Here is a 17,765-nt window from a genome sequence, read left to right on the forward strand (position 1 = left end):
CAGTGCAATGAGGAAATGGTAGCAATGGTTACTTTTAAATGACGTAGCCGCACGGCGCAAGTGGCCGTCGGATTTGTCCTACCGTGTGTAACAGCTGGTACTCACACCGGTATTGCCTGCAACGCAGGACGCGGGCAGAATGGTGTGCACAGGAGGGAACATGAGAATCGCCGCCATTTCCGATATCCACGGCAACCTCGATGCGCTTGAAGCCGTGCTGGCCGACATCGCCCGGCGTGGCGTGGACGTCACCGTCAACCTGGGCGATATCGTCTCGGGCCATCTGCAGCCGCGCGCTACGGCGACGCGCCTGATGGGGCTCGGCTTGCCCACCATCCGCGGCAACCACGAGCGCCAGTTGCTGGGCAACCCGGTCCGCATGGGCGTGTCCGACGCTTTTGCGCGCGCGCAACTGCTGCCCGAGCAACTCGCGTGGATCAATGCGCTGCCCGCCACCTTGCGCTTGCGCAAAGACGTACTGCTCGTGCATGGCACGCCCGCCAGCGACCTCGTGTATTTTCTCGACAGCGTCACGCCGCAGGGCAGCCGCGCGGCCACGTCGCAGGAGGTGGCCGAACGCGCGGGCGAGGCTGACGCGGCCCTGATCCTGTGTGGCCACACGCACATGCCGCGCCAGGTGCGCCTGGCCGATGGGCGGCTGATCGTCAACCCGGGCAGCGTCGGCTTGCAAGCCTACGACGACGATCATGCTTATCCGCACGTGATGGAAAACGGCACACCGCATGCGCGCTATGCGATCGCCGAACAAGGGATGGACGGGGCCTGGACGGCGCAGTTGCATGCCGTGGAATATGACTGGGAGCAGGCGGCGCGGCTGGCGCTGGCGAATGGCCGGCCCGACTGGGTCGTGCCACTGCGCACGGGCCGTGTCGGCGTGCTTACCTGAACTCTTCGGCCACCAGGTTGTACTTTTGCATCTTGTGATACAAGGTCTGTTTCGGTAAGCCCAGCACCGTGCTCACTTCGCTGACGTTGCCGGAATATGCGCGTAGTTCCTGTTCGATCAGTGCGCGTTCGAAGCCGTTCACCTGCTCCGCCAGCGACAGGGGGCTGGCCTGATTGCCCGCCAGCAGGCTCGATGCACCGCCGGCGATGCCCAGCACGAAGCGGTCGGCGATATTGCGCAGTTCGCGCACATTGCCGGGCCAGGAATGGGCCATCAGGTTGCGCATCTGTGCGCTCGACACCACGGGCGCGGCGCGGTTGTAGCGGGTGGCGGCGGCCAGCACGAAGTGCTCGAACAGGATGGGAATGTCTTCACGCCGTTCGCGCAAGGGCGGCAAATGCAGCACGATCAGATTCAGGCGGTAGTACAGGTCGCTGCGGAATTTCTGCTGCTGCGACAAGTCTTCCAGGTCCAGCTTGGCCGCCGCGATGACGCGTACATCGACGGGCGTGGGCACGTTGGAACCGAGGCGTTCGATATAGCGTTCCTGCAACACGCGCAGCAATTTTACTTGCAAGGACAGGGGCAGGCTTTCGATTTCGTCGAGGAAAAAAGTGCCGTGGTCCGCGTGCTCGATCTTGCCCACCTGCCGCTTGGCCGCGCCCGTGAATGCGCCCGGTTCGTGGCCGAAGACTTCGCTTTCAAATATGCTTTCGGGAATCGCGCCGCAGTTGACGGCGACAAAGTTGTGCTTGCGCCGATGGCTGAAGTCGTGCAGGCAGCGGGCCACCATTTCCTTGCCCGTGCCCGTGTCGCCATAGATCAGTACGTCGGCTGGTTCGTCGGCAACGTCGAGTATCAAGCGCCGTATGTCGCGCATCGCCACGGAATTGCCCAGTAAGCGCGCTTCGATGCCACCGCCGTCCTCGAGCTGGCGGCGCAGGCTGTGTACTTCCAGCGTGAGTCGCCGCGTTTCCAGCGCGCGCAGGATGACATCGACCAGTTGCTCGGACGAGTAGGGCTTTTCGATGAAATCGTAGGCGCCCGTGCGCATGGCGTGCACGGCCATGGTGATGTCGCCGTGGCCCGTGACGAGGATCACAGGCAGGTTGGCATCGAGCGTCTTGACTGCTTGCAGCAATTCCAGGCCGCTCATGCCGGGCAGGCGTACGTCGCTGACCACGATGCCGGGGAAATCCGGTGTCAGCAGTTTATAGGCCAGCTCGGCCGAGTGAAACGCCAGCACGTCCAGGCCGGCCAACTGCAGTGCCTGCTCGCTGCCTTCGCGTACGGTGGGGTCGTCCTCGACCAGCAAGACCTTCAAGCCGTCAAACATGTTTTTCCTCCTGCGTTGCAATCTGTAGTTCGATGGTGAAGATGGCGCCGCCGCCGGGGGCGTTTTCGGCGCGCAGCACGCCGCCGAACTGGCGCGTGATCTGTTCGGAAATGGCCAGACCCAGGCCCAGTCCCAGTCCTTGCGGTTTTGTTGTGAAGAACGGTTCGAACAGGTGTTCATACACTTCCGTCGACAGGCCGGGCCCTGTGTCGGCCACATGGATCAGCACGTGCTCGGGCGTGCATTCGACGGACACGCGCAGGCTGCGCACGTCGCTGCCGTTCATGGCGTCGAGCGCATTCGCGTACAGGTTCACCAGCACTTGCTCCAGGCGGTTGCTTTCGCACATGGCAAAGATGTCTTCAGGCGGCAGTTGCAGGGTGAAACGCACATTTTCCACCTGCAGCCGGCGCTCGACCAGGAACAGCGCATTGCTGATCGCCGTGGGGATCGACACGGAGGTCAGGCTGGTGGTCGATTTGCGCGCAAAAATCTTCAATTGACCGGTAATAGTCCCCATCCTGGCCGCAATTTGCGAGATCTTTGCCAGGTTGCGCCGCGCGTCGTCGAGCCGTCCACGCTCGAGCAGGATGACGGCATTGTCGGACATGGTGCGCAGCGCCGTCAGCGGTTGGTTGAGTTCATGCGTGATGCTGGCCGACATTTGCCCCAGCACGGCCATCTTGCCTGCTTGAAACAGTTCATTTTGCGTGATGTGGAGTTTTTGCTCGGCCTTGCTGCGCACCTCGATTTCCTGGCTCAGGCTTTGCGTCATGGCATTGAGTTCCGAGGTGCGTTCCTCGACCATGGCTTCCAGGTTGTCGTAGGCATGTTGCAAGTCTTCGCGGGCGCGCAATTTTTGCGCCACAGCCGCGCGGCGCTGGCGCAGGTAAAAGAACAGCAGCATGAAAAAGCCCAGCAGCACGCAAGAGAAGGCGGCCGCCGCGCGCGCGCTGGCTTTCGCCTGCGCCAGGTCGGACAGGTAAATAAAAGTCCAGCCTTGCGGCGACTTGAGCTTGATCTGCGTCATGACGCTGGAGCTGATCTTCGGTGGCGTATCGGCGTGTTCCTGCTCGCGCACGCTGATCACGCGCGCGCCATTGCCCAGCTGGCGGTCCGAGACGAAGGGAATGGCTTCGAGCTGCTTCGAGTAATACTGGCGCGTGCGGTTGAGTTCTTCGACGATGGCGGGCGACAGCGGCGCCAGGGTCTTGTACTTCCAGTCCGCCATGGAACTGAGAAAGATCACGCCGTGCTCATCGGCCAGCATCACCTTGTCGGCGCCTTGCACCCAGCGTTTTTCCAGGGTTTCCAGGTTCACCTTCACCGTTGCCAGGCCCAGCATGTGGCCATTCTGGTAGATGCCATGGGCAAAGAAGTAGCCGGGCTCCAGCCGCGTTGTGCCCACGCCATAGAAGCGGCCCGGCGTGCCCCGCAGGGCGTCCTGGGCATACGGGCGGAATGAGATATTGTCGCCAATGAAACTGTCCGGCCCCTGCCAGTTGCTGGCGGCCCGCGTGTTGCCGTCGAGGTTGCTGATGAAAATGGTCGACGATTTCGCCTGGGCATTCATCTGCTCCAGGTAATGGTTGACCGTATCGACCAGCACCGGGTCTTCCGGATGCTGCAGCAGGCGGATCACGTCGCGGTTCAGCTCCAGCGTCTTGGGCAGGAAGTCGTATTTTTCCAGCGCATTTTCAAGGCTGCTGACATACACCTCGAGGCGCTGCGCGCCACTCGCCTGCAGCTTGCCGATGGCGATGCGTTCGGTCCAGAAATACACGAGCCAGACGGTGGCCAGGCAGGCGGCCAGCACCACGCCCCAGGCCAGCGTTTCGCGGCCCGAGCGTTGCGACAGGCGCTGGCGCCAGGAAAGGGAAGGTTTGTTACTGCTATTCATAAAATCAGCTGCCAACTTGCAAGAATCCACAGTATCGCATTTAAATATTGCGTAAAAAGAAAAAGCCGCCGGATATGCATCCGGCGGCTCACGCTTTTATGTCACGGACAGCTCAACGTCCTTAGAACGTGTGGCGCATGCCCAGGTTAAAGCCGCTGGTGCCGGTGCCATCGTCCGTGGCATTGCCAACCTTGTAGGTAGCGCCGTTCTTGTTGCTGATGTGGCCGTAACCTGTGTACAGGTCGCTGCGCTTGGACAGCGCATAGAAGGCACCGATGGCCCACTGCTGGGCGTCACGGTTGGCAATGCTCTTGTCGTTGTGGCGGATGTACGACGCGACCAGCTTGGTGGCGCCGAACGGGGCGCTGAAGCCGACCAGGATGTCGTTGCTCTTGCTGTTGTCGAAGGCGCGGTTGTCGGCGTAGCCGAAGTTGCCTTGCAGCACGCCGAAGTCGTAGCGCGTGGCCAGCAGGGTGTTGCGCGTTTGCTGGGTCGCCAGCGCATTTTCCTGGCGGTGGTGCGTCAGGGTCACGTTCAGCGGACCGTCGATGTAGTGCACGGCGCCGCCCATGCTGCGGCTTTTCGCATTGTCTCCGGCCACTTCGCCAAAGCCATACGCCAGGTCGGCCGACAGCTTGCTCCAGGTCGGCGTGCTGTATTGCACCATGTTGTCGATGCGATAATTCGTCGCCATAATGTTCGACGCCGTGCCGGCCAGGCCGATGACGAACGGATCGGCCACGTCGCGCAGGGCCAGGTAGTACGGCGTGTATTGGCGGCCCAAGGTGACGGCGCCGGCGCTGCCAGTCAGGCCGACGTACGACTGGCGGCCGAACAGCCGGCCGCCCTGGCCCGAGGTGCCGGTATCGATGTTGAAACCACTTTCCAGCACGAAAATGGCGGCCAGGCCAGCACCCAGGTCTTCCTTGCCCTTGAAGCCGATGCGCGAGCCGGAAGCGACGCCGGAGGCGACGCGGTTCAGGCGGTCGCCTGCCGCATCCTTGTCGAACACCAGGCCGGCGTCAGCCACGCCATACATGGTCACGCTCGATTGAGCCAATGCGCCGCCGGAAGCTGCGCCAAGGGCCAGCAGGGTAAACAGGACTTTTTTCATGAAAATCTCTCTAATAAGTTGGAATGACTACTGATCGCACTACCTGACTGCTTGTTACTCAACATGGACAACAAATAAATGGCCCGCTTGTGGCGGGCCATGGCGCTATCAGGCTTTGCTAGCGTGGTCAGCTTCGCCCCAATGGCTTTCCGTGTTCTGGTTGGCGGCGTTGGCCGCAGCGGCTTCTTCCTCGGTGGCAAGGCCACCTTCCCACTTGGCGACGACGGCCGTGGCGACGGCATTGCCGACCGCGTTGGTGGCCGAGCGACCCATGTCGAGGAATTGGTCGACACCCATCAGCAGCAGCAGGCCCGCTTCCGGAATATTGAATTGGTTCAGGGTCGCGGCAATCACCACCAGCGAGGCGCGCGGCACGCCGGCCATGCCTTTCGAGGTCAGCATCAGCAGCAGCAGCATGGTGATCTGCGTGCCGATCGACAGGTCGATACCGTAGGCTTGTGCAATGAACAGCACGGCGAAGGTGCAGTACATCATCGAGCCGTCGAGGTTGAAGGAGTAGCCCATTGGCAACACAAAACTGGAAATCTTGCGGTCCACGCCGAACTGGTCGAGCGCCGTCAGCAGTTTTGGATACGCCGCTTCCGAGCTGGCCGTCGAGAATGCCAGCAGGAATGGTTCGCGGATCAGGCCGACGAGCTTGAAGATGCGCGGGCCGATGACGACAAAGCCGGCGCCGATCAGCAGTGTCCACAGGCACAGCAAGCCCAGGTAGAAACCGCCCATGAATTTGGCAAACGTGACCAGCACGCCCAGGCCGTGGGTGGTGATGACGGAGGCCATGGCGGCGAACACGGCCAGCGGGGCCAGGTTCATGATGGTGCCGGTGATGCGCAGCATGACTTGTGCCAGCTGGTCGACGACGGCCGTCAGGGTCTTGCCCGATTCGCCCAGGCCGGCCAGTGCGCCACCGAAGAAGATCGAGAACACCAGCACTTGCAAGATTTCATTGTTGGCCATGGCCTCGATCGGCGACTTCGGCACCAGATGCGTGAAGAAATCTTTCAAGGTGAAGGCGGCCGTTTTCAAATTGGTTGAAGCGTGTACGTCCGGCAATGGCAGACCCAGGTTGGTACCCAGCTGCATCAGGTTCGACAGCACCATGCCCAGCGCCAGCGAGACCAGCGAGGCGACCACGAACCAGCACATGGCTTTCAAGCCGATGCGGCCCGCCGTCTTGCCGTCGCCCATGTGGGCGATACCGACTGTCAGGGTGGAAAATACCAGCAGCGCAATGATCATCTTGATCAGGCGCAAGAAGACGTCGGTGACGATGGAAATATTGCCAGCGATCTGAGCGCTGAGCTTGGCATCAGGGAAGGCGGTGTTGCATCCATAGCCCACGGCAATGCCGAGGATCATGGCAATCAGGATGTACAGGGTTAATGGCCGTTTCTTTTTCATTTTGACTCCTCCGGTGAAACGCCGCTGTGAGCGGATTATTGATAGCGAGCAACTCAAGCTTGGAGTCAGTATTTCTCAAAAACAAGCCCTTGCGTGCTAGCGATTATTTGCAGCAAAACCTGTACATAGCAAAGGATATGCCTGAAATGGGCATTTGCGACTTAACTTCTTAAGTTGTTGATTTAAGGAAGCTTTTTTGTTGCTTAGATGTTGCAACTTTGCACGTTTGCGCGAAATATTGGACGGGGCGGGCTATCGCTGTATGACTTTTCATACGCTAGTCGCGGCAGGGTGGCGGTGCGGCAAAAAGACAAGATTATCAGGACAATAAAAAAGCCCTTCCGTAGAAGGGCTTGATCTGGCGCAATGCGTGTTTAGAACTTGATATTTGCCGTCAGGCTGAACGAACGGGGCTGGCCCGGGGTGTAGCGGAAGCCGGATTTGTTGATGGCCGCCACATAGGTCTTGTCGGCCAGGTTGTAGGCGTTCAACTGCAAGTCGAGGTTTTTGTTGACGGTATAGGTCGCCATGGCGTCGAAGACCCAGTAGGCATCCACGCGGGCCGGCGTGCCGACGGCGCCATCGGTGCCGCGCAACATTTCACCCACGTAACGCGCGCCGCCGCCGATCTTCAGGCCAAACGGCAGGGTGTACGAGGTCCAGCTGGTGAACGCCTGTTTTGGCGTGTAGGTGAGGTTATTGGCGCCGCTGGCCGTGAAGACCTTGTTCGACTCGACCTTGGTATTCATGCGCGTGTAGCCGGCGCTCACCAGCCAGTTCGGCATGATCTCGCCCACCATGCCGATCTCGACGCCTTGCACGCGCTTCTTGCCGGTCTGGTAATAAATGGTCGAGATGACCGGATCCTGTTCCACTTCATTCTTGACGGTGGTCTGGTAGACGGCGGCCGACAGCGACAGTTTTTGCTTCAGGAAGTCCCACTTGGTGCCGATTTCCTTGGTGGTGGTTTCCTGCGGGTCATAGTTCGGGTTTTGCGCGCTGTTGGCGGCCGTGCTCAGGGCGAAGTTGGTGCCCGGTGGCGCCTTCGACGTGGCCCACAGCGCATACACGCTGCTGTCCGGCGTCGGCTTGTACAGGGCAGAGATCTTGCCGTTGGCGAAGGTGTCGTTCAGGGTGATGTGAGCAGGAATTGGCGTGCCCACTGGCAATGGCTGTACCGCCGGCGGCTTGACGGCTGTTTGCAGGGTGATGGCGTCATAGGTGGTGTTGAAGTGGTCGAAGCGCACGCCGCCATTGAAGATCCACTTGTCGCCGAACTTGATGGTGTCAAAGACATATGCGCTTTGCGTGTTGACTTCGCCTTGGCTGTAGGCGCCGCTGCGCACGGGCTGGTAGCCGGTGACGGGGTCGTGCGGGTTCGGGTGGTACAGATTGGCGTCCGGCAAGGTGCCCAGGCTGGCAGGCGCATAGCCGTAGTTGGTCTGCTTTTCGCTGGTGAACTCGGCGCCGGCCACCACGGAGTGCTTCAGCACGCCCGTGTCGAATTGTGCGCTGACCACGGTCTGGTTGGTCAGGATCGTGTTTTCCTGGTCCTTGACGGTGCGCAGCGAGCGCGCCAGGGTCCAGGTCGACGGATCGGTGGCGACCGGCGTCTTCAGGTTGGTGGTGTCGCCCATGAAGGCCGTCAGCAGGTAATCCTGCTGGGTCTTGCCGTAGCGCGTGGTGTTTTGCAGTTGCAGCGTGGGCGAAAAATCATGGTCGATGCGCAAGGTGCCCATGTCGGCCTTGACCTTGTCGTGGTCTGCGGTGGAACCGTAGAAATTCTTTGGATCGACCCGCGCCGCGCCGTTCAGGAAGGTGCGCACGACCGGTTTCTCCTTCGTGGCGACGTCCGGCGCCGAGTAGCCTGGCAAGCCGATGGTCGGCACGAAGCCGTCGGGTACGTTGTTTTGATCCACGTGCAGGTAGCTGGCCGTGATGCGTGTCGGCTTGCCGATGCCGAAGGTGACGGTGGGCGCGAAGGCCCAGCGCTTGTTGGTGACTTCATCGCGCGCCGGGTTGCCGCTATCCTGCGTCATCAGGTTCAGGCGCAAGGCCGTGCCCGAGTCGCTGTCGAGGATGCGGTTCCAGTCGGCCGTGGCGCGTTTCTGCTTGCCGCTGCCCGCCGTCAGCAGCGAATTGAAGGTGTTCGCCATGGTGGCCGTCTTGCTGACCAGGTTGATCGAGCCGGTGGGCGAACCGCGGCCGCTATCCGTACCCGCCGGGCCCTTCAGCACATCGATCTGTTCGATGTTGAAGACGTCGCGCGAGATGGAACCTACGTCGCGCACGCCATCGACATAGATGCTGCCCGAGGCATCGAAGCCGCGCATGTAGACGGCATCGCCCGTGTTCGTGTTGCCGTTTTCGCCGAGGAAGAAGGTACCGACGCCTGGCGTGTTGCGCAGCGCATCCGTCAGGGTCAGCGCGCCTTGCTGTTCGATCAATTCTTTCTTGATTACGATGATGGTTTGCGGCGTATTGACCAGCTCTTCCGTGTATTTCGGCGACGAGGCTTTTTCGGCCTTGAAATCATTTTCCTTGGAGCCCACGACCTTGATTTCGTTCAGGGTTTGCTGCGATGCCGGGGCACTTTGGCCGGCCGGGTCGGCCGCCTGGGCGGCGACGGGCAGCAGCATCACGGCCAGGGCGGCGCCGATGTGCTGGTTGAAACGGGTTGGGGCGTGTTTGCGGCTCTTGATTGCCATCTTGCTCTCTCGATAAGGTCAGGGTAGTGGTTCCTGGCTGGCTCTGCGACGCGGTGTGTTGGCACGCGGGCAAGTGGCTGGCGATGGAGACGGAATAGGCGGTATTGTAATAACTGGGCGTTATTTCGTAAATGAGAATCGTTATCAGTATCGTTTACGCAACGGATTGGATGTGCCGCAAAAAAAACACTGTCATGGCGCATGAATGCTTGCTTTGCTGCCTGGCCGCTGCTATGCGCGCAAGCGTCCGGCAGCTGGCGTATGATGAGCAACCTTTACAAATTTCCGCCCAGCATGCTGCAAACTCCCGATGCCTTTGTCCCCCTGATCGACCCACCCGAACCGGCCCCGGCCGCCACAGAGACGCTGACGTTTGTCTTTCACCGCGGGCGTTTATTGTTGCGGTCTCCCGGGCTGACCTTGCCCACGGCCGCCGAGGCGGCCGCGCTCGATATCGACCTGAGTCGCGCCCAGCCCGTGGGCTGGTGGCAGGGCCGCTATTGCCAGACCGTCTGGACGGATGAGGAGCTGCTGCCCGCCGATAGTCCCCTGGCCTGGCATGGCATGCGTTCGTTGTTCCATGCCGTCGACGATGGCTTCCTGGGCCTGGCCAGCCGCGCCGTACAGCTGGCCGAGTGGGCGCGCACGCACCGCCATTGCGGCGTGTGCGCCACGCCCATGCAGCGCACGCGCGGCGAACGCTGCTTTACGTGCGCCGCCTGCGGCATGCTGGCGTATCCGCGCATCTCGCCAGCCATGATGGTGCTGATCCGCAAGGGCGATTCCGTGCTGCTGGCCATGCACAAGCATTCGCCATCGCAGCGCTTCAGTCCGCTGGCCGGTTTCCTGGAAGCGGGCGAATCGATCGAGGAAGCCGTGCACCGCGAAGTGATGGAAGAGGTGGGCTTGCGCGTGCATAATTTGCAGTACTTCATGAGCCAGTCCTGGCCGTTTCCCCACTCGCTGATGATTGCGTTTACGGCCGATTACCTCGACGGCGAGATCCGTCTGGACGAGAACGAGATCGCCGAGGCGCGCTGGTTCGGCCCCGGCGATGTCTGGCCTGAAGCGAGTTCCAGCGTGTCGATTTCCGCACTGCTGGTGAGAGCGCACCGCCCGCCGGCAGTGTCGTAAAGCGGGGGCTGCTCAGGCAGCTTGCCGCATTTTCTATATACTGGCGGCAATTGAAAATTTTAGGGTGGTTTAGCATGTCTCAAGAAGAATTCTCCGAAAACGACTGGCGTCGGCTGATCAGCAGCCTTGGCGAAGACCCGCAGCGTCCTGGCTTGCTGGAAACGCCGGCACGCGTGGCCAAGGCGTGGAAGCACTGGACCTCCGGCTATGGCCAGGACCCGGTGGACTTGCTGAAAGCCTTTGAAGATGGCGCGGAACAGTATAACGAGCTGATCGTCGTGCGCGGCATCCCTGTCTACAGCCATTGCGAACACCATCTGGCGCCGTTCTTTGGCAAGGCCACCATCGGTTATGTGCCCAACGGCAAGATCGTTGGCCTGTCGAAATTGACGCGCCTGGTCGATTGCTTCTCCAAGCGCCTGCAAGTGCAGGAACGCATGACGATGCAGATCGCCAATGCCTTGATGGAAGTGCTGGAACCGAAATCGGTGGGCGTGGTCGTACGCTGCCGTCACCTGTGCATGGAAAGCCGCGGCATCCGCACGCCGGGCGAAGAAACCATCACCTCGGCGATGCTGGGCGAGATGCAGCCGAACCTGGCGCTGCGCACGGAATTCTTGGCCTTGGCGCGCGAAGTTTGATTATTTCGGTGACGATGCAAGACGAAGGCGGCTGATGCCGCCTTTTTTTATATTCTTCCGGATTCCCGTTGCGCCAGATAACGCGCTGGTGGCTTGCCCACCGCCTTGCGGAACATGGTGACAAAACCACTGGTGTTTTCATAGCCCAGTTCCAGCGCCACGGCTTTCACGCTGTGCCCTTGCGCCAGCCCTTGCAAGGCAAGGATGACGTGCAATTGCCGGCGCCAGCGGCCCACGCTCATGCCCATTTCCTGCAATGACTGGCGGGTCATGCTGCGCTCGCTCATGCCGATGCGCCTGGCCCATTCGGCCAGCGTGCTTTTATCGGCCGGTTGCGCCAGCAGCAGGGCGGCCAGACGGCGCAGGCGCGCATCGCGCGGTATCGGCAAATGCAAGTCTTCCACCGGCGCCGTGGCCAACTCATCGAGCAGGGTGGCCACCAGGCGTTCCTGCGCGCCGTGCAGCGCGGTCAGGGTGGGAAAGCAGGCCGCCTTGGCGATCAGTTCGCGCAGCAAGGGCGAGACGGCCACGGTGCAGCAGACGGCGGGCAAGGCCGGCGCCATGGTCGGCTCGACAAACAGGCAATAACATTGCGCCTCGCCCACCCCCTGCGCGGCGTGCATCAGGCCACCCGGTATCCACACGGCGCACTGGGGCGGCACAATCCACACGCCACTTTCCACCTCGCAATGAATCACGCCCCGCGTGGCATACAGCAGCTGCCCCTTGCGGTGCTGGTGCGGCGCATGTTCCGCGTCCTCGCGCACGCTGGCCAGGCCCACGGCCAGCAGCGGACGCAGCACGCCATCGACGTCGAAATCCATGAGGGAGGCCGAGGCGTCAAGGCCCAGCTGGGTGGAGAGCGTGTTGGGCAGCAATGGATGGGGCATGCGCGGCGCCTTGGCTGGATTGAACAATATTGTGGCTATTTTATGCAATGACGCGCGATGCCGCCAACGGTATTGTATGGGTATCCGCAGCCCCGCTTCAACGGTAACCGCCGCCGCCAGTGTTCTGATGAAGGTAAGGAGGAACGGCAACCCCCCGAAGGAGTCACACCATGCAGCTTGATTTATCCACTTTTCCCCTCGTCTGGATGCGCCGCGAGCCAGCGCCTGTCCAGCCCGATATCCTGTTTGCCCAGTTTGACGCCTTGCTGGCGCGCCGCCAGGCATTTGTCATCCTCAGCGAGGAAGGCTTTGACGAGGACGGGCATGAACACCCGCAGGAAGAGCGCAAGCGGGCCGCGCTCTGGATGAAGCGGAACAAGGCGCTCATCCGCGCGTATATCCAGGGCATGGTGCTGGTCGAACCGAGCGCCGCCAAGCGCCTGGCCGGCAAGGCCTTCGCCGTCATGTTCGGCAAGTTCTGGGGCTACCCCCTGCATTTCGGCACCAGCCGCGACGACGCGCTCGACATCGCCCAGCATTTGCTCAAGGCATGGCTGCCGCCGCAACCGCCGTCAGGCAACACGGCCATGCATCAGTAACGATAATCGTTGACGAAGTGTTTTGTAAAATTGTACTTGCTGCCGCCGTCGAGCAAGTCGACCAGGCGCTTCGGCGCCGAGGCCGACATGAAGGCGTCGGCGGCGCCGCCCGTGCTGCGGAACCTCATGCCGGGGCTGAGGATCTGGTTGGCGCCGATTTTCAGGTGCTGGAAGCTTTTCGTTTTCTCATTGTTGAGGATGAAATGCAATTCCTGCTTGAAGGTCAGGAAGGGAATCTTCAGCCACCAGCCTTCGTCCGTGCCATAGCTGGCGACGCTGGCAAAATGCGTGTTCTTGTCCGTCAGGGTGGGTTTGCCCAGGCGGTCGTTGATGCGTTTCATGGCTTCATTCTTGGTCATGCTGTTCTTTCGTGATTCGATCTATGCGGCGTGCATTCTGACACAGGCGCGCCGCCGCGTGCCATGGAATGCCTCACAGTAGCAAAATCAGCGAGCCGAGCACGATCAAGCCACCGCCGGCTGCCGCTTTCAGGGTGAACGGCTCGCCCAGCACCAGCCAGCCGGCCAGCATCACCAGCGCCACGCTGAGCTTGTCGACGGGCGCCACCAGCGAGACGGGGCCCAGCTGCAGCGCGCGGAAGTAACATAGCCACGACAGTCCTGTCGCCACGCCCGAAGCGATCAGGCAGGTCCAGCCCACCCAGTTGCCGCCGCTGGGGCGCTGCCACTCCGCGCGCAGCGAGATGATGGCTGCCGTCACCAAGAGGATGACGCCCGTGCGTATCAAGGTGGCCATGTTGCTGTTCAGATGGGCCACGCCCAGCTTGCCCAGGATGGCCGTCAGGGCCGCAAACACGGCCGACAGGATGGCAAAGCCTTGCCAGGTAAAGGTGGTCGACATGGTACTCCCTGCATGGTGAGCAATTGCAGTGACTGTAGCGTAAAAGCATGGCGGCCGCTGCCAACATTTTTATTGCAATGCAATATCAATTCTCATCAATTGTCGCAACGCATTAACAACACCGGGCAAAAATCATTGCTTCCCGGCATTGTAAATATCGGTCGTTCGAGCGTATGCTGGAGACGTCTGAACGGTGCCGCCAGAGCACCGTCGCCGCCGCATTCCTGGCCTGCAGAGCTGGAAGCGGGCCACGCCCCTTCGCCGCACAATAGAGAGAGTTGGAGACACAGCATGAAGAAATTGACGTTCCAGCAGAAGTTATGGATCCCCCTGATTTGCAGCCTGTTATGCATCACCGTTATTTTTGTCTATAACGCCCTGGAAATTCGCAAGATCCGCATCGAAGAGCGCAGCGCCGACCTGAGCAATGCCGCCGACCTGGGCCTGGGTGCCGTCAAGATGTTCGGCGACCTGGCCGCCAGCGGTGCCCTGACGCAGGAGGAAGCGCAGAAGCAGGCCACCGCCGTCATCAAGAGCATGCGCTTTGGCGAGACCGGTTATTTGTCCATCATCAACCTCGATGCCGTTGTCGTGATGAATCCCGCCGCGCCGCAAACCAACGGCAAGAACATGTCGGATTTTAAAGATGCCAACGGCACCTATCTGTACCGCGACATCGTTGCCGTCGGCAAGAGCGATGCGGGCAAGGGCTTCGTCCACTATTATTTCCCCCGTCCCGGCCAGAAGAACGCCGAACCGAAGATGAGCCGCGTGGTGGCCTACAAGCCGTGGAGCTGGACCATCGTGGTGGGCGTGTACATGGACGATATCGACGCGGCCTTCCGCCAGTCGCTGATCACCTCGCTGGGTGTACTGCTGCTGGTGTGCGGCTTGCTGGCCGCCGTCGTCGTGGCGATCAACCGCAGCCTGCGCCATGCGCTGGGCGGCGATCCCGAATATGCGGCCGATGTGGCGGAAAAGATCGCCAACAACGACTTGAGCGGCAATGTGCGCACGCATGCCAACGACCGCCACAGCGTGTTGTATGCGATGAAAACCATGCAGGCCAACCTGGTCGATGCGATCAGCGAAATCCGCCACAGCGCCGAGACGATCGCCACGGCATCGAGCGAGATTGCCAGCGGCAATATGGACTTGTCGGCACGCACGGAAATGCAGGCCAGTTCGCTGGAAGAAACGGCGGCCTCGATGGAGGAATTGACCTCGACCGTGACGCAAAACGCGGGTAATGCCGTGCAGGCGAATGAACTGGCGCAGTCCGCGTCCGCCGTGGCGCGCCAGGGCGGTGCCGTGGTGGCGCAAGTGATCGGCACCATGGACACCATCAACGCCTCGTCGCGCAAGATCGTCGACATCATCGGCGTCATCGATGGCATCGCCTTCCAGACGAATATCCTGGCCTTGAACGCGGCGGTGGAAGCGGCGCGCGCCGGCGAGCAGGGCCGCGGCTTTGCCGTGGTGGCGTCGGAAGTGCGCAACCTGGCGCAGCGCTCGGCGGGCGCGGCGAAGGAAATCAAGGAACTCATCGGCGCTTCCGTCGACAGCATCGCGGCCGGCAGCACCCTGGTCGCACAGGCGGGCACGACCATGGATCAAGTGGTGGCCAGCGTCTCGCGCGTGACCGACATCATGGCCGACATCACGGCCGCCTCGCACGAGCAAAGCACGGGCATCGGCCACGTCAACCAGGCGATCACGGAAATGGATAGCGTGACGCAGCAAAATGCGGCACTGGTGGAAGAGGCGGCGGCGGCGGCGGCCAGCATGCAGGACCAGGCGGCCGTGCTGGCGCAACTGGTGGCGCGCTTCAAGCTGTCGGCGCAGGAGCCGGCGACGGCGTCGCGCCTGCCGGCCAGTTCGGCTGGCGCGCCACGCGCCGTGGCGAAAAAGCCGCTGCGCAGCCTGGCGGCGCGCTGATTTACCGGGCTGGTGCCGCTGGCGGCGCCGGCTCGAATTCCAGCTTGTCATCGACGACCACGAATTGCCCGACCGGTTGGCCCAGGTCGGCTTTCGGGTCGTTTTCCATTTCCGTCAGCTCATTGCAGGTCGTCGTTTCCGCCTGCCACAACTGCTTGCCCATGCGGATATTCCACCGGCCATCACCGGCCGCAAACAGCTCCACCTTGATGTCGGCGGGTGCATCGGTGGACAGGATATGCAGGCGCTGACATTGCGGCAAATTGGTGGCCATCAGCTGCACTTCCACGCTATCTTGCCAAAAATAACGTTGCTGGCGGCGCACGGTGAGGGAATGGTCCTGGCCGTCGAACAGATAGATGGCGAAGTCCTGGACACAGCCTGACAGCAGGACGGACAGCATGACGATCAGGAGTTTGCGCATGGTCGGCTTTCTTTGGTGGTTCTCGGGTATGTAGGCGTTCAATTCTTGCGGCGAGAGTGGGCGCTTGCTTGCGTGCCTGATGCATCGTCCGCCGTCTTGTTTTTCGCTTACGTGGCATTATATCCATGCACACCAGTTGCGGCGCGACAATAGTTACGCCCTCCCCATGCCAACGAGCTGAAAGACGACGATGATCGACCTGTATTACTGGACCACGCCCAACGGGCACAAGGTGACGATGTTCCTGGAAGAAGCAGGCATCCCCTACAACATCATTCCTGTACACATCGGCAAGGGCGAGCAGTTCAAGCCCGAGTTTCTTGCCATCGCGCCCAACAACCGCATCCCCGCCATCGTCGATCAGGCGCCGGAAGATGGCGGCGCGCCCCTGTCCCTGTTCGAGTCGGGTGCCATCTTGCAATACCTGGCCGAGAAAAGCGGGCAATTCCTGCCGGCGGACGTGCGCGGGCGCGCCGAGGTCATGCAATGGCTGTTCTGGCAAATGGGCGGCCTTGGCCCGATGGCCGGGCAAAACCACCATTTCGTGCAATACGCACCCGAGCCCATCGAGTATGCCATCACGCGCTACGTCAACGAAACGAACCGCCTGTATGGCGTGCTGAACAAGCGCCTGGCGGACCGTGAATTCGTTGCCGGCGACAGCTACTCCATCGCCGACATGGCGATCTATCCGTGGATCGTGCCGCACGCGCGCCAGCGCCAGAAGCTGGAAGATTTTCCGCACCTGGCGCGCTGGTTCGCGGCCATTGCCGCCCGTCCCGCCACCGTGCGCGCGTATGCCCGCGCGGCCGAAATCAACGTGCAGCCCACCGTCAGCGGCGACGCGAAAAGCGTGCTGTTCGGCCAGACGGCGAAAACGCTGGGCTAAGCTGAGTTCCCCCTCAGTTACCCCGATACGTGGAAAAACCGAAAGGGCTGAGCAGCAACGGTATGTGATAGTGCTGGTCAGTCTTTTCCACGTGGAATTGCACGGGAATTTCCGGGAAAAAGGTTTCCTGTTTCAGCCGCGCATAGTGTTCGCCTGTTTGAAACACGATGCGGTAGTCGCCCGCCTGCATGGGCGTCTCGGCCGGATACATGGCCGCGATGCGCCCCTGCGCATTCGTCACGGCGCTGCCCAGCTGTTGCCAGCCCTCACCGTTTTTTTGCTCCAGGGTCACCGTCACGCCCGCCGTCGGCTGGCCGCTCTGCAGGTCGAGGATGTGCACGCTCAAGGGATTGGCGGCGGCCAGGGCCATGCCGGACAGGCTGGCGAAGGCCAGGGCGGCGGTGATTTTTTTCAATGTGGTCATCGTTGTCTCTTTCAAAGGGTGGGGGAATCGAGTTCTGGAATGGCCGCCAAGGCGGCTTGGGCGCAGGCCCGGTCTTGCAGGGCGCCACCGCCACCGGCGACGCCGATGGCGCCGACCACTTCGCCCCTGGCGCGCAAGGGCAGGCCGCCGCCCAGCAGCAACAGGTCCGGCAGTGTCGTCAAATTGGCCATGTCGGGATTGCCGCGCGCGGCCACGGCCAGTGCCTGGGTATCGTTTTTCGTCGACAGGGCCGTGTAGGCCTTGCGCCGGCTGGCCTCCGTGTTGTGCGGCCCGACGCCATCGGCGCGCTGCACGGTCACGACATTGCCGCCACGGTCCAGTACGGTGACGACGATGTGCCGTCCTTGCGCCTGGCAAGCGGCCATGGCCGCATTGGCCAGCTTGTTGGCCGCTGCCAGAGAAAGCTCATCGACCTTGCGCAGCTGGGCGTGGGCGGGGCTGGCCAGCAGGCACAGCAGGGTACTGCCGAGTAACAGGGTTTTCATGGGGCTGTCCGTTGAGTAAATTGACGCGAGTATGGCCAGTGTTGCCCTACGAGAAGATGATCGCCGCATGAC

The 17,765-nt window shown here is 61.6% G+C and carries 17 protein-coding genes; 6 read left to right on the top strand and 11 right to left on the bottom strand.

The window, feature by feature from the left end:
• Positions 1 to 160 precede the first annotated feature (160 nt).
• A complete protein-coding gene (locus O0882_RS25735) occupies positions 161 to 907 on the top strand; it encodes a metallophosphoesterase family protein (RefSeq protein WP_289952593.1) in 747 nt (248 codons plus the stop codon).
• On the opposite strand, the gene O0882_RS25740 is transcribed toward O0882_RS25735, so the two are convergent.
• The 5 genes from O0882_RS25740 to O0882_RS25760 form a co-directional block, all read right to left on the bottom strand.
• On the bottom strand, positions 900 to 2,243 hold the full coding sequence (locus O0882_RS25740; RefSeq protein WP_219135818.1) for a sigma-54 dependent transcriptional regulator: 1,344 nt from the start codon (positions 2,241 to 2,243) through the stop codon (positions 900 to 902). The genes O0882_RS25735 and O0882_RS25740 overlap by 8 nt on opposite strands.
• Entirely contained in the window at positions 2,236 to 4,143 is a 1,908-nt protein-coding gene (locus O0882_RS25745; RefSeq protein ID WP_289952598.1) for an ATP-binding protein, read from the bottom strand. The genes O0882_RS25740 and O0882_RS25745 overlap by 8 nt, the downstream gene beginning before the upstream one ends.
• A 121-nt stretch (positions 4,144 to 4,264) precedes the next feature.
• Complete coding sequence (locus tag O0882_RS25750) at positions 4,265 to 5,257, bottom strand: porin (RefSeq protein ID WP_289952600.1); 993 nt, start codon at positions 5,255 to 5,257, stop codon at positions 4,265 to 4,267.
• A gap of 108 nt (positions 5,258 to 5,365) precedes the next feature.
• Positions 5,366 to 6,679, bottom strand: a complete 1,314-nt coding sequence (locus O0882_RS25755) for a dicarboxylate/amino acid:cation symporter (protein WP_219135815.1) — start codon at positions 6,677 to 6,679, stop codon at positions 5,366 to 5,368.
• A gap of 374 nt (positions 6,680 to 7,053) precedes the next feature.
• The gene (locus tag O0882_RS25760; protein WP_289952602.1) at positions 7,054 to 9,387 is read right to left on the bottom strand and encodes a catecholate siderophore receptor Fiu; all 2,334 of its coding nucleotides are present in this window, start codon (positions 9,385 to 9,387) and stop codon (positions 7,054 to 7,056) included.
• A 294-nt stretch (positions 9,388 to 9,681) separates the two neighbouring features.
• Between O0882_RS25760 and nudC the strand changes: the two genes are divergently transcribed.
• Together nudC and folE are read left to right on the top strand one after the other, a co-directional pair.
• The gene (nudC, locus tag O0882_RS25765; RefSeq protein ID WP_289952680.1) at positions 9,682 to 10,521 is read left to right on the top strand and encodes an NAD(+) diphosphatase; all 840 of its coding nucleotides are present in this window, start codon (positions 9,682 to 9,684) and stop codon (positions 10,519 to 10,521) included.
• Between the two features lie 74 nt (positions 10,522 to 10,595).
• Positions 10,596 to 11,162, top strand: a complete 567-nt coding sequence (folE, locus tag O0882_RS25770; RefSeq protein WP_034781250.1) for a GTP cyclohydrolase I FolE — start codon at positions 10,596 to 10,598, stop codon at positions 11,160 to 11,162.
• 47 nt (positions 11,163 to 11,209) lie between these two features.
• Here the strand turns inward: folE and O0882_RS25775 are convergent, their stop codons facing one another.
• Positions 11,210 to 12,052, bottom strand: coding sequence for a helix-turn-helix transcriptional regulator (locus O0882_RS25775; RefSeq protein ID WP_289952605.1), 843 nt, complete (start codon positions 12,050 to 12,052; stop codon positions 11,210 to 11,212).
• A gap of 170 nt (positions 12,053 to 12,222) precedes the next feature.
• On the opposite strand from O0882_RS25775, the gene O0882_RS25780 reads away from it, so the two are divergent.
• Positions 12,223 to 12,651 carry a hypothetical protein gene (locus O0882_RS25780; RefSeq protein WP_289952609.1) on the top strand — a complete coding sequence of 143 codons (429 nt, stop codon included), beginning with the start codon at positions 12,223 to 12,225 and terminating at the stop codon, positions 12,649 to 12,651.
• Here the strand turns inward: O0882_RS25780 and O0882_RS25785 are convergent.
• Together O0882_RS25785 and O0882_RS25790 are read right to left on the bottom strand one after the other, a co-directional pair.
• Positions 12,645 to 13,010 (bottom strand): hypothetical protein, encoded by a 366-nt coding sequence (locus O0882_RS25785; protein ID WP_071075066.1) that lies wholly within the window; start codon positions 13,008 to 13,010, stop codon positions 12,645 to 12,647. The genes O0882_RS25780 and O0882_RS25785 overlap by 7 nt on opposite strands.
• Positions 13,011 to 13,083: 73 nt before the next feature.
• Positions 13,084 to 13,512, bottom strand: a complete 429-nt coding sequence (locus O0882_RS25790; protein ID WP_086139382.1) for an EamA family transporter — start codon at positions 13,510 to 13,512, stop codon at positions 13,084 to 13,086.
• 291 nt (positions 13,513 to 13,803) lie between these two features.
• Here O0882_RS25790 and O0882_RS25795 point away from each other — a divergent pair, with 291 nt between their 5' ends.
• Complete coding sequence (locus O0882_RS25795; RefSeq protein WP_289952613.1) at positions 13,804 to 15,450, top strand: methyl-accepting chemotaxis protein; 1,647 nt, start codon at positions 13,804 to 13,806, stop codon at positions 15,448 to 15,450.
• 1 nt (position 15,451) lies between these two features.
• Here the strand turns inward: O0882_RS25795 and O0882_RS25800 are convergent, their stop codons facing one another.
• Positions 15,452 to 15,874, bottom strand: coding sequence for a hypothetical protein (locus O0882_RS25800; RefSeq protein ID WP_289952614.1), 423 nt, complete (start codon positions 15,872 to 15,874; stop codon positions 15,452 to 15,454).
• Between the two features lie 190 nt (positions 15,875 to 16,064).
• Here O0882_RS25800 and O0882_RS25805 point away from each other — a divergent pair, with 190 nt between their 5' ends.
• Complete coding sequence (locus O0882_RS25805; protein WP_289952615.1) at positions 16,065 to 16,763, top strand: glutathione binding-like protein; 699 nt, start codon at positions 16,065 to 16,067, stop codon at positions 16,761 to 16,763.
• Positions 16,764 to 16,776: 13 nt separating this feature from the next.
• On the opposite strand, the gene uraH is transcribed toward O0882_RS25805, so the two are convergent.
• On the bottom strand, positions 16,777 to 17,187 hold the full coding sequence (uraH, locus tag O0882_RS25810; RefSeq protein ID WP_289952616.1) for a hydroxyisourate hydrolase: 411 nt from the start codon (positions 17,185 to 17,187) through the stop codon (positions 16,777 to 16,779).
• An 11-nt stretch (positions 17,188 to 17,198) separates the two neighbouring features.
• Positions 17,199 to 17,693 carry a heme-binding protein gene (locus O0882_RS25815; protein ID WP_289952617.1) on the bottom strand — a complete coding sequence of 165 codons (495 nt, stop codon included), beginning with the start codon at positions 17,691 to 17,693 and terminating at the stop codon, positions 17,199 to 17,201.
• Between the last annotated feature and the right edge of the window lie 72 nt (positions 17,694 to 17,765).

The sequence above is a fragment of the Janthinobacterium sp. SUN073 genome, assembly GCF_030397665.1.
GTDB lineage: Bacteria > Pseudomonadota > Gammaproteobacteria > Burkholderiales > Burkholderiaceae_D > Janthinobacterium.

Excerpts from the sequence above, each read along its gene's own strand:
- O0882_RS25735 (WP_289952593.1), top strand. The coding sequence starts at position 161 with ATGAGAATCGCCGCCATTTCCGATATCCACGGCAACCTCGATGCGCTT.
- O0882_RS25740 (WP_219135818.1), bottom strand. The coding sequence starts at position 2,243 with ATGTTTGACGGCTTGAAGGTCTTGCTGGTCGAGGACGACCCCACCGTA.
- O0882_RS25745 (WP_289952598.1), bottom strand. The coding sequence starts at position 4,143 with ATGAATAGCAGTAACAAACCTTCCCTTTCCTGGCGCCAGCGCCTGTCG.
- O0882_RS25750 (WP_289952600.1), bottom strand. The coding sequence starts at position 5,257 with ATGAAAAAAGTCCTGTTTACCCTGCTGGCCCTTGGCGCAGCTTCCGGC.
- O0882_RS25755 (WP_219135815.1), bottom strand. The coding sequence starts at position 6,679 with ATGAAAAAGAAACGGCCATTAACCCTGTACATCCTGATTGCCATGATC.
- O0882_RS25760 (WP_289952602.1), bottom strand. The coding sequence starts at position 9,387 with ATGGCAATCAAGAGCCGCAAACACGCCCCAACCCGTTTCAACCAGCAC.
- nudC (WP_289952680.1), top strand. The coding sequence starts at position 9,682 with ATGCTGCAAACTCCCGATGCCTTTGTCCCCCTGATCGACCCACCCGAA.
- folE (WP_034781250.1), top strand. The coding sequence starts at position 10,596 with ATGTCTCAAGAAGAATTCTCCGAAAACGACTGGCGTCGGCTGATCAGC.
- O0882_RS25775 (WP_289952605.1), bottom strand. The coding sequence starts at position 12,052 with ATGCCCCATCCATTGCTGCCCAACACGCTCTCCACCCAGCTGGGCCTT.
- O0882_RS25780 (WP_289952609.1), top strand. The coding sequence starts at position 12,223 with ATGCAGCTTGATTTATCCACTTTTCCCCTCGTCTGGATGCGCCGCGAG.
- O0882_RS25785 (WP_071075066.1), bottom strand. The coding sequence starts at position 13,010 with ATGACCAAGAATGAAGCCATGAAACGCATCAACGACCGCCTGGGCAAA.
- O0882_RS25790 (WP_086139382.1), bottom strand. The coding sequence starts at position 13,512 with ATGTCGACCACCTTTACCTGGCAAGGCTTTGCCATCCTGTCGGCCGTG.
- O0882_RS25795 (WP_289952613.1), top strand. The coding sequence starts at position 13,804 with ATGAAGAAATTGACGTTCCAGCAGAAGTTATGGATCCCCCTGATTTGC.
- O0882_RS25800 (WP_289952614.1), bottom strand. The coding sequence starts at position 15,874 with ATGCGCAAACTCCTGATCGTCATGCTGTCCGTCCTGCTGTCAGGCTGT.
- O0882_RS25805 (WP_289952615.1), top strand. The coding sequence starts at position 16,065 with ATGATCGACCTGTATTACTGGACCACGCCCAACGGGCACAAGGTGACG.
- uraH (WP_289952616.1), bottom strand. The coding sequence starts at position 17,187 with ATGACCACATTGAAAAAAATCACCGCCGCCCTGGCCTTCGCCAGCCTG.
- O0882_RS25815 (WP_289952617.1), bottom strand. The coding sequence starts at position 17,693 with ATGAAAACCCTGTTACTCGGCAGTACCCTGCTGTGCCTGCTGGCCAGC.